General features: G+C 49.7%; 8 protein-coding genes. 2 read left to right on the top strand and 6 right to left on the bottom strand.

Going from position 1 to position 14,770, the window contains the following annotated elements; translation table 11 throughout:
- Nucleotides 1-64 precede the first annotated feature (64 nt).
- Nucleotides 65-2,752: a PAS domain-containing hybrid sensor histidine kinase/response regulator gene (locus PN498_RS15040; RefSeq protein ID WP_272063633.1), complete on the bottom strand. Its 2,688-nt coding sequence runs from the start codon at nucleotides 2,750-2,752 to the stop codon at nucleotides 65-67.
- A gap of 533 nt (nucleotides 2,753-3,285) precedes the next feature.
- Between PN498_RS15040 and PN498_RS15035 the strand changes: the two genes are divergently transcribed.
- On the top strand, nucleotides 3,286-3,501 hold the full coding sequence (locus PN498_RS15035; protein WP_272063632.1) for a DUF1816 domain-containing protein: 216 nt from the start codon (nucleotides 3,286-3,288) through the stop codon (nucleotides 3,499-3,501).
- 29 nt (nucleotides 3,502-3,530) lie between these two features.
- Here the strand turns inward: PN498_RS15035 and PN498_RS15030 are convergent, their stop codons facing one another.
- Both PN498_RS15030 and PN498_RS15025 read right to left on the bottom strand, forming a co-directional pair.
- Complete coding sequence (locus PN498_RS15030; RefSeq protein WP_272063631.1) at nucleotides 3,531-3,971, bottom strand: response regulator; 441 nt, start codon at nucleotides 3,969-3,971, stop codon at nucleotides 3,531-3,533.
- Nucleotides 3,972-4,209: 238 nt separating this feature from the next.
- A complete protein-coding gene (locus tag PN498_RS15025) occupies nucleotides 4,210-6,135 on the bottom strand; it encodes a transglycosylase domain-containing protein (protein WP_442951424.1) in 1,926 nt (641 codons plus the stop codon).
- A 232-nt stretch (nucleotides 6,136-6,367) separates the two neighbouring features.
- On the opposite strand from PN498_RS15025, the gene tyrS reads away from it, so the two are divergent.
- The gene (gene tyrS, locus PN498_RS15020; RefSeq protein ID WP_272063630.1) at nucleotides 6,368-7,582 is read left to right on the top strand and encodes a tyrosine--tRNA ligase; all 1,215 of its coding nucleotides are present in this window, start codon (nucleotides 6,368-6,370) and stop codon (nucleotides 7,580-7,582) included.
- Between the two features lie 145 nt (nucleotides 7,583-7,727).
- On the opposite strand, the gene PN498_RS15015 is transcribed toward tyrS, so the two are convergent.
- The 3 genes from PN498_RS15015 to PN498_RS15005 all read right to left on the bottom strand — a co-directional run bounded on the left by PN498_RS15015 (nucleotide 7,728) and on the right by PN498_RS15005 (nucleotide 14,643).
- Nucleotides 7,728-7,931 carry a hypothetical protein gene (locus PN498_RS15015; protein ID WP_272063629.1) on the bottom strand — a complete coding sequence of 68 codons (204 nt, stop codon included), beginning with the start codon at nucleotides 7,929-7,931 and terminating at the stop codon, nucleotides 7,728-7,730.
- 213 nt (nucleotides 7,932-8,144) lie between these two features.
- Entirely contained in the window at nucleotides 8,145-13,370 is a 5,226-nt protein-coding gene (locus PN498_RS15010; RefSeq protein ID WP_272063628.1) for an nSTAND1 domain-containing NTPase, read from the bottom strand.
- Nucleotides 13,357-14,643, bottom strand: coding sequence for an ATP-binding protein (locus PN498_RS15005; protein WP_272063627.1), 1,287 nt, complete (start codon nucleotides 14,641-14,643; stop codon nucleotides 13,357-13,359). The genes PN498_RS15010 and PN498_RS15005 overlap by 14 nt, the downstream gene beginning before the upstream one ends.
- Nucleotides 14,644-14,770: the final 127 nt, after the last annotated feature.

The following is a 14,770-nucleotide window of genomic DNA, read 5'->3' as shown; positions in this document are numbered from 1 at the left end:
TGGTAGGGTGTCATTAGCGCAGCGTAATACACCATAGCCAGGTCATTTTATTGTCAGAAATCTCCTAAGCACTCAGAGCTTGTTTGAGTGCCTGTAGCAAATCCTCGACGGCGTAGGGTTTTGGCAAGAAAGCGTGAACGGTCAAGTCTTTTCGATTTGAGAGTTCGTCTATCGCAATGACACCGCTGGTCATGACGGCTCTGAGCTGAGGATTGATGTGCTGTAGGGCGGCTAGAGCAACTTCTCCAGACATATTTGGCATTCGCATATCCATCAGTACGCCATTGATCTCGTCCGCATGAGCCTCATAGACCGCGATCGCCTCGGCTCCATCGGAGGCTGTTAGGACTCGATAGTTGTGGCTTTCTAAGAGAGCCTCAGTCACATAGCGAATTTGGGGCTCGTCATCGACGACCAAGATTAATTCTCCTGAGCCCAGGGGTAAGGCTACGGCATCTTCTGATGAAGGCGATTTTATGGGGGCAGCGGGTAGGGACACTGAAAAGCGGGTGCCGCCGTTAACCTGACTGACGACTTGTAAATGTCCTTCGTGACTTTTGACAATGCTAGCCACTGTTGAAAGGCCCAGCCCCGTTCCTTTCCCAGGCTCTTTGGTCGTAAAGAAGGGGTCGAAGATTTTTTCGATCAGTTCAGGTGGCATTCCGACCCCAGTATCAGTGACGGTGATGATGACGTAGGAGCCGCTTTTGATATCGAGCTGCGATCGTGTATCGGTCTCGTCAATGTGGATGTTCTTGGCTGACAGCGATAGAACTCCACCATTGGGCATGGCATCCCTTGCATTGACACAGAGGTTCATCAACACCTGATAAAGGTGCGTTGCGTCGCCCATCAGCATCCAAAGATCTTTGGGAACATCGACTTGAATGGTGATCGATTTTGGAAAGGTCTTCTGCACAAATCGCTTCACTTCGGCCAGCAAGTAGTGGATGTTCAAGGCGGTGAAGTCACTCGAAGGCCCTTGAGCAAAGGCTAGGATTTGCTTCGATAGAGCAGCGCCACGTTTAGCGGACTGGGCTAAGGTGGCAATCAGTTCTAGTGCTGATTGGTCGGCATCGGGTAACTTGCGGGGCAAGATTTGGGCTACCCCCAAAATGGGGGTCAGGATATTGTTGAGATCGTGAGCAATACCGCTGGCTAGTGTCCCCAAACTTTCTAAGCGCTGTGCCCGGAAGAACTGAGCTTCTAGCTGCTTGCGTTCGGTCACGTCCGTATCAACGGAGAGCACCGCCTGGGGCGTGCCGTCTGAGTTGCGTACCAGGGTCCAACGGCTTTCAATGGTTCGTTTTTCTCCTGCCTTTGTGAACTTGAAAAACTCCCCTTGCCATTCACCTCGACTCAAAACACTTTGCCAGGCAGACTGGACCCGCTGGGACGGTTCTGGCTTCAGCAATTGGTCAACTGTCTGACCGATCGCCTCTTCTGCTTGCCAACCATAAATTTGTTTAGCTCCCCGACTCCAAAAGAGTAAACGTCCATCAAGATCGCGCACGAGAAAAGCATCGGTGGCAATGTCAATGAGTTCGGCCTGTTCTCTCAGCGTTTGTTCATCGCGTTTGCGATCGCTCACATCTCGTTGGAATGCAACAAAGTGGGTCACTCGACCTTCGGCGTTAGCCACAGGTACCAAGTCCACCTCGACCCAAAATTCACTGCCGTCCTTGCGGTAGTTAATTAGCTCTACGCGGATCTGGTGGCCTTTTTGAAGCGCCAGTCGTACCTGATCCAACTGGTCGCGGTCCGTTTTAGGACCTTGCAAAATTCGAGGAGTCTGACCCATCACCTCTTCAATGGAGTAGCCGCTCATGGCTGTAAACGCTGGGTTTGCGTAAATAATGCGAGGGCCGGGAAGATCGATGAAGTCGGCTTCAGTAATGAGTACGGCATCGTTAGCATGGAGAATAACCGATTCCAGAAGCCGTAACTGGTCAATGCGCTGTTTATGCTCAGTTACGTCCATGGCCGTTCCTAGCAGTTTGACAATCTCACCCTGGCTGTTTTTGATAGCTTCGCCACTGCCTTCGAGATATCGAAGCTCACCGTTAGGTAATCGAATGTGCCCTTTGAAAGATTGGGGATTGCCGCCATCAATTAGGTGCCGAGCGGCTTGCCGGACGTGCTCCCAGTCTTCTGGAGGAAAAAATTGTGCTAGTTGGGACAAGGTCGGCGATACGGTGGGCGAATCGAAACCGAATAGCCGCAACATCTCGGCAGAGCATTCCATGGTTTCGGTCGCTACGTCGAATTCCCAACTGCCGATATGGGCTATTTCTTGGGCCTTGGTCAAGGCTGCCTCGCTACGCCGGAGTTGGGTCTCAATGTGTTTGTAGTCGCTGATGTCAACGATCAACGCATAGTAACCTTGCACTTGAGAATGGGAATCAAAGTCGGGAATTAACGTGCCACGAACATGCCGATGTCCTTGGGCGTAGGGAAGGACAGCCTCATAGGCAACTTGTCTTCCTTCAAAGACCCGCTCGATATAGGGTTTAACTTTTTGATAGGCCGCTTTGCCAATGACTTCCCACAAATGCCGACCGTAGATGTCTCGACGGCTAATCTGAAACCAGGATTCGTAGGTCTGGTTGACGAAGCAATATCGTAAACCGGCGTCAATATAGGAGATACAGGCTGGCAAAGAATCAACAATGACTTCTAAGCGGGCCTCGTTACGGGTCGTATTTGTGTGGCTGATATAGCGATCGCCTATGTCGCAAAACGCGTAAGTCACTTTATTCGTCCAGAGCTTTGCTGTTACAGGAAATCGTCCATCGCCTGATTGCGATTCTGTAGAAAAGGTTAACCGAATGTTTTTTTATTGTTGAGATTATATTTAGTAATATTGCTTTCTGTCTCGAAAATAGAACGAGGATTGAGGATTCATATTAACAGAATGAAGGAATTGAAATAATTTGGCCTTTTGAATGTCTGATGCTATCAATTCGTTAATTAAATATAAGCTGCTTGTCTATTTTGGGTTTGTTGCCGTAAGACTTTTAAGTCATATTTTGATGAACTAAAATGACGATTTTGATACCTGGAACACTGTTTCGAAACTAAATGTCGTTGATGCTAAATGTGCGATCGCGCAGCGTTGAGCTAACAGTTCGATTCTGCTGTTTATGGCTAAAGCAACAGTTCGATGACAAAAGGTTGGATTTTGAAACAAGTTTTATCGCTTTGAATTTCAGAAATCCTCACAAGTTCCCCATATCAAGTCTTGTATTCTAAAGACACTCTTTCATTTGATGAGGTTGGTGGGAAATGCAGCTCTTTTCTCTCGACTCCCTTGATCCCTGGTGGTCTAAAGTGCAGCTCGAAACACCTCAATGTGTTTATTTCTTGGGATATCCTGACGACGGATACGAAGCTCGGTGTGATGGAAGAGCATATGTCGAAGATTTCGTTCTAGAGGGTGCTCAGGGCAGTCGAGCCGCAGCCCAGCACGACCATCAAGACACTCTCAATATGATCCCTTAAAAGCAAAAATGATGGGCTTGCCAAAGGCTTCAAGACCATCCTAAGAATCCAGAAATCTGACTGGCAAGGGTCAATGGATCAAACGGTTTTGTGATGACTCCTTTGGCGCCTAAAGCGTACAATTGACGGCGATCAGCTGATCGTGCCTTTGCCGTCAAAAAAATAACGGGAATTGTTTGAGCCTGGGACGATTCCTGAATCCGCTGCAAGGTTTCAATGCCGTCACATTCCGGCATCATGACATCTAGTAAAACGGCATCTAAGGGTTCGGACAATACAATATCAAGTCCTTCTGCACTGGATTGAGCGGTTAGAAGCTCCCATCCAGCTGCCATCATCAAACCGACTTGAGTGATTTTGTGGATATCGACTTCATCATCAATTAACAGAATTCGTCTTTTCACTGCGATCGCCCTCTCGCACCAACTGCGGCTCCAGGCAACAGGCAGCAGGCAGAGGGATGAATCCACACCTTATGCAGCATAGTTTTAGCGTTCTTAACTGTCTTCAGTTATAGCTAAAGCTAGAAGGTTGATACTCAGATCTTGCAGTTGTCCCGCATTGCCTAACTTGGCCCCCCTGCCCCCCAAATTTGGGGGGTTCTGAGGTCGAAGTCCCCTAGATTGGGGGATTTGGGGGCAAATGCAGGATGCCAATGTACTAGTGCAAGATCTCAGTAATAGCCATGCCTGTTTCCATCCTTCTTGGTTAAGGCATGGCAAATTCGGAGGGGCGACGGAAGTTTTCGACGGGGACGTCGGCTAATGCACGCTGCATGAAGTCCCGCCAGACAGGGGCAACGTAGGTGCCGCCAGTGGCCCCGGAGCCTAAGGGCGAATAGTCGTCATTGCCAACCCAAATGGCTGTGGAGAGCTGAGGTACGTAGCCGACGAACCAGACATCTCGTTGCGAATCTGTCGTGCCTGTTTTGCCGGCTGCTGGCCGCCCAATCTGAGCTGAAGTGCCAGTTCCCCTCGCGATGACGCCCTGCAATACGTCAGTGAGTGCAGCTGTGGCCCAGGGATCAAGGATGAGTTGGGGCTTGGGTGTGTTGTCAAGAAGCACGTTGCCGTTGCTGTCTGTAACTTGGACGATGAAGGTGGGATCGGAGTGCCAGCCGTTGCTAGCGAAGGTCGCATAGGCTCCGGCCATTTCCATCGGGGTTAAATCAACGGCACCTAACGGCAGCGAAATAACCGGGTCCATTGGACTTTCAATTCCGAGAAGGCGGGAGATCTCGATGATGCGATCGACGCCTACTGCTTGGCCAAGCCTAACTGCAGGGACGTTGCGGGATACTTCAAGGGCCTTCCGAATGGAAATATTGCCCATAAAGGTGCCGTCATAATTTCGAGGGTTGTAATACTCATAGCCGTCGGCGTAGCTCGCTGGCGTGTCTTGAATGATGCTGTCAGGGGTATAGCGTCCCGACGCAAAGGCTGCATAGTAGACGAACGGTTTGAAAGACGACCCTGGTTGACGCTGAGCCTGCACAGCTCGGTTGAACTGGCTATTGGTGTAATCAACGCCGCCCACCATCGCTTTAACAAAGTGGGTGCGGGGGTCGATCGCCACCAGGGCCATCTGGTCAGCGTAGATACCTCGTGCTCTCAAAGCGGCGTGATTGCGCTGGACGGTCTCTTCAGCCATCCGCTGCATGCCCAGCTCCACGGTGGTCTGAACCCGCATACCGCCCTTGAGCACGGCATCGTTGCCGAAAATCTCTTTGAGTTCTTGAACGACGGCTTCTGTGACATAGGGAGCCTGACTGGTACGGAAGGACGTAATCTCACCGACCAATAGCGGCTGTGCTTTAGCGGCGGTTTCTTCTTCTGCTGTAATCCAGCCGAGCTGCCTCATACGGCCTAGAACGGTTGCCTGTCGCTGCTTCGCGAGGGGATAGTCTACAAAGGGACTGAATCCTTCGGGGGCCTGAATCAAGCCTGCCATCATGGAAGCTTCGGCCAGGGTCAGGTCTTTAGCCGATTTGTTGAAGTAGCTTTGGGAGGCCGTCTCAACGCCGTAGGTGTTGTGCCCCCAGTAGACCTGATTGAGATACATCTCTAAGATCTGGTCTTTTTCAAAGATTTGCTCTAGCCGCATGGACAGCACGGCTTCTGCAACCTTACGGCTGATGGCTCGTTCGGGTGTGAGGAACAGGTTCTTCACTAACTGCATGGTGATGGTCGAACCACCCTCAACCGTAGATCCTGCCTGAACGTTAGCCAAAAGTGCTCGTCCGACACTGCTGGGGTTAATGCCTTTGTGGGAATAGAAGTAGCTGTCTTCGATCGCCAGAACTGCTCGCTTGAGATGAGGAGAAATCTCATCTAGATCGACGACTTCTCGGTTCGCCTCATCGTGAAGGCTGGAGAGCAATGTTCCTTCAATGTCGTAGATATAGCTCGTTTCGCTGGGTAGATAATTCCGCAATACTCGGACATCCGGCAGGTTTCTAAAACTGATGGCTAAGCCGACCAATCCTCCTGCAGCGATGGAGCTGACCAACATCGTGGTGCCCAGAAGAGACGCCACTGTAATCTGTCCGACATCCTGAACAAACTTGATGATGTCGTTGGTGGTGTTTGAGGAACGAGAGGCCGCGACCTGTTTGGGAAACGTGTTACTGGACACTTTGGCACGAAGGTTTTAAGGGCGTAAGGGTTTTAAATGACCCAAGGTTTTGTAATTATAGAAGCCTGACCTTTAAACGGCGATAAAAAGGACGTGGCAACAGAATAAGGTGACTTGTTGAGGTCTGCCACCTTTTTAAGGCTTCATTAATGAAGATGGCATCGCTCTATATAAGGATTCAGCGGCTAGGCGACGAAAACAGTATTAGGGATGATTGAAACTTTTAGCTGATATGACACAAATCCCAGACGAATTTCAATGGATCTATCGGGGGGTGATTGAGGTTTTTCCTGATCAGCCCGATGCTGACAATGCTCAGGACAATCTGCTGGTGCGACTGCAAACGTGCGATCGCCCGCTGCGGATTAAATTGGGCATCGATCCAACCGGGGCTGAAATTCACGTTGGCCATAGCATCCCAGTCCGTAAGCTACGAGCTTTTCAAGACGCAGGACACACCGCAGTTCTCATCATTGGTGATTTTACTGCTCGGATTGGTGATCCAACCGGAAAATCGGAGGTTCGCAAGCAGTTGACTGAAGCCGAAGTCAAGGCCAACGCCGAGACCTATCTGGAGCAGGTGCGTCCCATTCTCGATTTTGATACGCCTGGTCGTTTGGAGGTGCGGTATAACTCCGAGTGGCTCTCTGGACTGGACCTCAGCAAGATTCTGGAGCTTTTCGCCACGATGACCGTGGGACAAATGTTGGCAAAAGAAGGGTTTGCTGAACGCTATGAGAAGGGGACTCCGGTCTTTTTGCACGAATTTTTCTATCCGCTTATGCAGGGCTATGATTCGGTTGCCGTTTCAGCGGACGTGGAGTTAGGGGGCACTGACCAGAAATTTAACATTGCGGTGGGCCGAGATTTGCAGCGACATTTTGGTTTGCAGCCGCAGTTTGGCATGGTGCTGCCGCTGCTGTTGGGGACGGATGGTGTTCAAAAAATGTCGAAGTCGCTGGGAAACTATGTGGGCCTTCAGGAAGATCCGCTAACTATGTATTCAAAGCTGGAGAAAACGCCGGATAGCTTGGTTGAGCAGTACTTCGAGCTGTTGACCCGATTGCCCTTAGAGACGCTACCGGAGACGCCTCGCGATCGCCAAAAGCTTCTAGCCCTAGAAATTACGCGCCAGTTTCACGGCGAGGCCGCTGCTCAGCAGGCTCAGCAAGATGCTATCAACTTGGTGCAGGGTGGGGGAGAAGCAGAAGGCGTTCCAGAATTTTCGCTAGCAGAGGTCAACTTTCCAGCCAAGGCATTTTACCTGTTGGGCACGACACCGCTTTGTGCTAGCAGCAGTGAAGCGCGGCGGCAAATTCAGGGCGGTGCGGTCAGGCTAGAGGGCGATCGCATTGCAGATCCCAACCTCACCTTTGACGCTCCCTCAGACCTTTACGGCAAAGTTCTTCAGGTGGGCAAGAAGAAGTTTGTCCGCTTGGTGGAATAGCGTTGAGCATTGGTTGCTACGGCATTTAAAGCGACCCTAACAAGAGGATGAGGCTTGCTTCTGGAGAGTATGCAGAATTCGGAAAAATGACGTGGACTATGGGGGGATTGCTGACGCCTAGTCATTGACGTCCTAGAAGTCCTTGTCAAGCAAAGTCTTGGGGTAGCGGCTGTTCCATGAAGCGAGTGCCGCCGGGGTAACTTCTACCTCGACCTGGAGGGCTATATTCACTGGCAACAGAGCGATCGCTCTGACCATCGCGAGCAAGGGACTGCATTCCTGCCCAAACCGTAAATACACTTATCCCAAGACAAACAAGGCTAATCGTTGCGGTCAGTTTGGTTTTCATCGCGTGATTCCTGGACGGGACAGGATATTAGAGGACAATCGGTAGGTGCTTCAACAATAGGCACTCAACCCTTTGGCAGGGTTGTCTTACGACCTCATAGGATTAGAGTAGAGCGATCGTCTTTCTGAATACTGCGCCAAAGTGTCATTATCTCAACTGGCCCATATTCGGAAGGGAAGATGGAAAATCGTCTTCCGTGCTACTACTTAACCTCTAATATTTACGACAGATTTCACCAACATCCGGATCTTTTTTATCTGCCCAAGGCCATTTCCACCCTACGGATTTGCGCTGGTCAGAACTGGTGACTGGTCCCATATCTAACCACTGGCAAGCTCTTTGAATGAGTTCAGGGGTCTCTTCCAATTGCCAAAACTTGATGCCACCGTTGCCTTCGGCAACCGCAATTTGCTTGCCTTCTTCTAAGAAAGTCGCGCTAAAAGCCCCCTCCTCATGCCCTCCAAATTGATAGCGGGGCTTGAACATCCGACCGGGACGACGGATCCCCCAGCCTTCTAGGTTGCGGTCCCAGACAATCACAGAACCGTCCTTACTGGCAGTCGCTAATAGCTCTGGAGCAGATTCGTCTGTCTGGTGAAATTCAACCCAGGTGACTCGCCGTCGATAAGCGGATAGTTCTTGAATCGGTTGGGGTGGGTTGACTCTAGAGGCGTTTGACGTGGATGCCTGCCGCAAAAGCAATGTCATATCCCAAATCCGAACGCTGCCATCTTTGCCCGCAGTCGCAATGAGGCCATCTTTGCTGAAGTCAACGCTGGTCGCGCCGCGCCGATGTCCTGATAGGGTGACAAGGGGCTGAGTGGGTAGGGTGCGATCGCTGCCTTCTGTCTGTACGGCCCAGAGCTTGACTGTTCCGTCCTCACTGGCTGTTGCAATATAGTTGCCGTCGGGACTGAACTTGACGGCAAAGACGGGCTGTTGCTGCTGCTTGCCTGAGAACTGAGCTGTAGATAGGGGTTTCCCAATCTGCTGACCATCCGCTGTCCATAAATAAAGCCGGCCTCTAGAATCTGCCGAGGCGATGAGATTTCCATCAGGGCTGAAGGCAACGCTATAGACGGCAGCATCCGGCTCATGGGGCAGAATAAGCGGACTCGTCTCACCCAGTTCATTCTCTCTCAGCAATAGATCTCCGGTTTCACTGTTCCATAGCCGGACGGTACAGTCAGCTCCTGCGGTTGCGATCATAGAATTGTCAGAGGAAAAGACGACCCAAAAGACATCGTTGTTGGTTTCCTTAATCGCCAGAGATTCGCACTTTTCAACAGGAGAGTTTTCATGCTTCAGGATAAATAATGGTGTTGAAGGGGCTGATGGATCTGAGGCTGACGGTAATTGCCAAACTTTGGCGGTATCGTCTGTTCCAGAGGTCGCTAACAGTTTGCGGTCTTGACTGTAATTGGTGCTCCACGCTTGATTGCGCTCAAAGGCTGGATTGTGGTGCCCTGCATAGCGAGTTATGAAGCTGGATGATCTTTGAAAAACGTCTGTCAGATCCCAGAACCGCAACGTTCCGTCAATCCCGGTGGAGATCAGGAGAGAGTTATCAGTTTCGACTCCAGCACTGTACAGCAACGTCCAGATCCAACCTTGATGGCCTCCCAGCTCTTGAAGCTTTCTAGATTCTTGTAAATGAATACTTTTGACTAAATCAACTGACCAGCTTCGGATCGATCCAAGTTCGTCCGCTGTAACCAACTGATACGAGTTTTCCTCGGTAGTTCCAATAGAAGCAGTAGGAATAAAATCGATTGCCGTAACCCAGCGACCGTTATGAGCCAAGAACTGCCGGGCAAATTCCCCCGATGCCAAGTCCCACATTCGCACGAAACCATCTTCTGATGCAGCGGTAAGAATTTGGCCATCAGGACTGATGGCCAACCCGAAATTAATCGGCAGCTGAGTATCGGAGGCATCAGGAATGAAAAACTCTTCTAGCAGACTGCCGACATTGTCTGTTTCCAATGACCAGCTGCGAATCGATCCGTCGTAACTAGACGATATCAGCTGTTCCCCGTTGGGGGTAAATCGCAAGCTGCTAATAGGATCTTCATGAGCGGGCCATGTTTTGACTGAGTCGAGCGTCTCAGCATTCCACAGCTTGATTGAACCGTCTGCCCCTGCTGTTGCCAGCACTGACTTGTCTGGACTGATAGCAAGGCGGGTGAGGAAATTGTCGGCGGTGTGAGCTGCAATCGAAACGACAGGCTCAGATGTTTCTGGTGTCAGGCTCCATATTTTAAGTTGGCCCAAACTATCAATCACTGCAATGCGATCGCCCCCTGCCAGAAAGCGCACATCCCAAATCTGACTTTCTTCTTCAAGATGGTTGGACAGGTCGATCCGGTGTACTTGATTCCCGGCATAATTCCAAATTCTGACCGTTTTGTCGAGGCCCGCCGTTGCCACCTGCTGAGTTTCAGGACTGACATCTGCTGCAAAAATTTGCGTTTGTCGGGTATCGATCCACTTCTCCTCATAAATGTTGTCCAAAATGTATTGAAGCGTGTAAGTGGGTAGCGTTGTCCGGTTTTGTAAGATAGAGCGATTTTGGAAGCGATCGGCGACTCGAATAGCGCTTTCTAAACTGATCAGCTGGTAGCCATCAAACTGGCGCTGATTCTCGACAGAATCTCGGTCTAATTGAGTGACCTGATAGAGCATTCTGTTATTTCTGTAGAGCAAGTAAAGAACTGAACCGACTAGCATGAGCGACAGCAATAGGCCAGAAAGAAAGCGAACGGTTTTACCGAGACCTTTAATCTTAGTCTCTAGATCACTAATCTTTTTCTGATATTTTCTTTGGACTTTCTCTCGGATTAAATTGACAAGATAGTCATGAACGAGCTGATAAGAATCAACGGGGCTAGAAGGCACTAATAAGATGAGTCCAGCCTGAACAAAAATCTCAAGAACAAGATCAATTTGCTGAGGATGACTGCTGAGAACTTCGCAGAGCTTTTCCTGCATTAATTCTGTTTTTGTCCGAATCGGACGTGTGCCATCCTCATTAGTTAGCAAATAGAGAATGATTTCAGCGAGTTCTTCGTTTTCAGGCCCACAATCTTCAACAACGTTTTCCAGATATCGATTGACCAACACCTCTCGGGGCGGAATTCCTCCAACGCCCAAAGCCCGATATTCTGCCAGGGTCGTGATGTTATCAGTCTGTAGCTGAGCACCGACAATTTGGAGTTCAATGGGACGAATTTGATCGAATGGATCGGCTAAATCCTTGACCATCTGGTCGATGAGGTCATCGTCAAATTTGATCCGAGTATTTTTGGTACGATTCTTGACAATCTTATAGGTTTCTTCCTGGGCAAAGTTGCCAATATAATACAGAATTTTTTTGTCTAGGATGTTATTGTCAATGATTTCTAATCCGGACAATCGGTTGCAGGCCAGCAGAAAATGAAGATAGTCTTCTTTCATCGAAAGAATAACTTCAGTATCTAGAATTTTGAAACAGGCTGCCGCAAAGTCATAAAAGCGATAGCGCTCTTCTACGTTGAGGTTTGTAAAAAAGAATTCTTCAAACTGATCGAAGATTAAAACAGTTTTGAAATGCTGTTGACCGTTTTCTTGAAGCTGCTGCAAAATAGCTTCTACGGAATTGAGTGTCTGAATTTGAGTTGTGTCTGTATAGACTTCTTGGCAGACTTCGGTAAGCTGGTTTCCCAGTTCTTGAGCCCAGTTTTGATAAACCTGCTGAAGTACGGTAATGACCTGCCGCCCTTCAAAGGTGCGCTGTTCGAGTGCCGGGATCAAACCCGCTTGAAAAATGGAGCTTTTCCCAACGCCTGAGGGGCCATACACAATAGTCAGGCGAAAATCTTTGCGCTCGACCCGCTGAAGCAGAGCGTTGATATCCAGGGCTCGGGCAGACGTTTCAATCTCAGGCGCAATCTGATTATTCTGTTTAGGGGATGGTAGAGAGGGATTAGTGACTTTTTGGTTGGCCTGTAGCTTGCCGGGTCCTACAAAAGGACGAAGGTTGAACTTGCTCTGAATTTCCCGCCTCAACTGCCGCGTTTTATAGGCTTTGAGGTAGTCTTTCTGGCCAAAATAAATCTCTCGAAGTTCATCCAAAATATGGGTGTAGAGGTCAGGATCGTAGCTGGGTTTGGCGCTTTTTCGCGCTTCTTCCAGGTTTTGGGTAGCCGCTACAAGGTGACGATTTTCGCGCTGGGCTTTCCCTAAGTAATAGAGGTACCAAGGACGATGAAATCGAGTTTCCCAGTCTAGAAAGGCGGAGCGATCGCGGATCGAATCGGATAAGTCGATGGCTTTCTGCCAGGTCGTCAGTGCTAGATTGGCCCGATACTCTGCCTGAGCCCAGTTTTTTTCAGCAATGGAGACTGCGGCCATCAATCCCAGTGCCTTGGCCTGCCGGAAATAGTTGCAGAACTGCTGGTGCAGCTTGAATGCTTCACTGGCACGAGCATCTAGGGCAGCCCAGTCTTCTTGACGATGCAGAACTTCACCCAGATAGTTGATGAACTGGGCAACGCGATCAGGCTTGCCCAAACTCTGATAGTTTTGCAGTGCCGCTTCCAGATATTCTCGTGACTTTTGTAGACCTGCCCAACGATCTTGGGCGTGGCGAACTGAATAGTTTCCCCACCAAAAGCCAATGTAGAACTGCACGTGAGCGTAGCGCTCTAAATTGCCCACCTGCTGCCAGAGTTCTAGACTGCGCTCATAGTGCTGCCGAGCTTTCTCCTCGTTATTGTCAGCCGCGCGACCCAAAATGAATTGGCTGCTGGCTTCTACGTCAGGCGGCAAGGGGTCTAAATATCGATGAACTTCTTCACAAGCGGCCTGTAGCTCCATCCGGAGGGGAGAATCTTGACCTAGATCCAGAGCTTCGCTGTCTAAAAAAACATTTTCTCGGGAGTCCAGCAGCTGACCGAAGATGTCATCAGCCGTGTGTAGGATGAATTGGGTCAGAGCCGTCAGGTCACTTTCAAACTCAATGGTGACTGAAGCCCAGCTTTCAAAATCGGTAGCGTTGCGAATGAGGCGGTTGAGAATATCATCTGTCACCCAAATCACGAGCGGGCAGGGCAAATTGTTCCGGAATTCTTCTCGGGTTTGATTGGCAACTCTGAGCAAGCAATCCAAATTTTCAACGGTTTCTAGACCGTTGATGACGAGAGCGATGGGGGGATCGTCGCCTAAGGTATGGCGAATCGCTGTGTACAGGGACTGGGTTTGGGGTGTTAGGTTGACCTCCTGCAAAGGGACCTGGACCTGAGTTTTGAGTAGAGTCTGCACGCGATCGCGCAACGACCGATAATTACAGCGGGCTAAAATCAGCGAGAAGATGCCCTGCGATCGTTCGATTGACCGAATAAGCGATCGCAGGGAGTCCTGATTAGATGAAGATAGGGGAGACAGATTAGAGGTCGCCATAGAGAATCGGATTTACGTCAAACCAGTGACCGTAATCATCACTGCGGTACTCGAAAACGAACATGCTTTTCAGCAAAACTTCGTAACTCGCCTCACCCCGCACTGTCTTTTTTTGCTTGACTTGCCGCAATAGCGTCATCTCGTCAGGAGTAATTGCCCGCAGCAGTTCGTTGCGTCGTTGTCGAATGACGCGCTCAACACACTGACGTGAGAAGGGGGGATCCATACGCTGTAAGCAGCTAAACCCTAGTTTCAACAGGTTGCGGACATGTCCACCGCTCGCAAGGCATAGCTGATCGAGCGTTTCTAAATCTTCAAACACTTCTTCGACCTTGGCTAAGCGGTCTGATGAAGCGAGCGTAGGAAACGATCGCGCCAATATCACCTGGCGCAGCAGATTCAGCCCCGAATCGCAAATCCTTTCGTCGGAGTAGCGCACGATCACCATGGGCAAGACCTGGGGGTCAATGCCGAAGCGATTGGCTAATGGGTTCACTTCATTAGAAAACACCAGCACGATGGGAATCGTGTAGACGACGTGACAATTCAGCCGTCGCAGTTGTTCTCCTCGGTCTACGAACAGATAAGCTGACTGGGGTTTGCCCGCTTTTTGGGTGTTATCAAGACGGTCTAGGTTGTCGATGAGAACCACTAGACCTTTGTATCCCTTTTGCTTTAGTACTTTTTCTGCTGGCCCCAGAAGCTCTAGATTGATGGACTCTAAAATACTGTTGGTGCGGGGTTCCATAATCTGCCGCATTTGCCGCCGCAGCTCTGGACTATCTTTTGTGCTGGCCGCAACGCTAGCGAGTCCCACCGAAAACTGAACGTTGCTAATTTCAATAGGGGTTTTAAGGATCTCACTGACTTCTTTGAATAAGCTAACGAAGTAATTCGGTTTAAGGGAAATATTAATAGACTCTAGGCTGGCGCTGACCTGACGGGCGATCGCAATCAAAATATCAGTCACATCCACGTCGTTGAGGTCCATTTCGTCGCTAGATTCGAAAAAAACGACGTGAAACCCTTCCTTCGTGAGATGGTTTTTGAGGCACAGTAGCTCTGTTGATTTGCCACACCCAATATGACCTGTGAATAGTTGACAGGTGGGGCTATCTTTCAATCGCTCAATTGTTCTGGCCAATTGTCGAGTGACATTTCCCCCCCGAACGTCTGAGAAGTCAATGTAGTATCTCAAATCTTCAGCATCGGCGATATTGAGTGGCTTTGATGGATTAAACGCTTTCCAGAACCGATCTTGGTCTAGGGGCATGGCTCTTCTCGCAAATTTTGCCTGATGGCGACTAAGATGCTGCCATTGTAGAAGGCCCAGAAAAGATGCTCTTACAGATTACTGGAGATCTTCATTTTGCCAACAACTGGATTAGCATCTGCTTCGT

Origin of the sequence: Oscillatoria sp. CS-180 (assembly GCF_028330965.1) — a bacterium.
In the GTDB taxonomy this organism is placed as follows: domain Bacteria; phylum Cyanobacteriota; class Cyanobacteriia; order Phormidesmidales; family Phormidesmidaceae; genus Halomicronema.
Note: the sequence above shows the minus strand (reverse complement) of the source record. Positions and strands in the feature narration are given on the sequence as shown.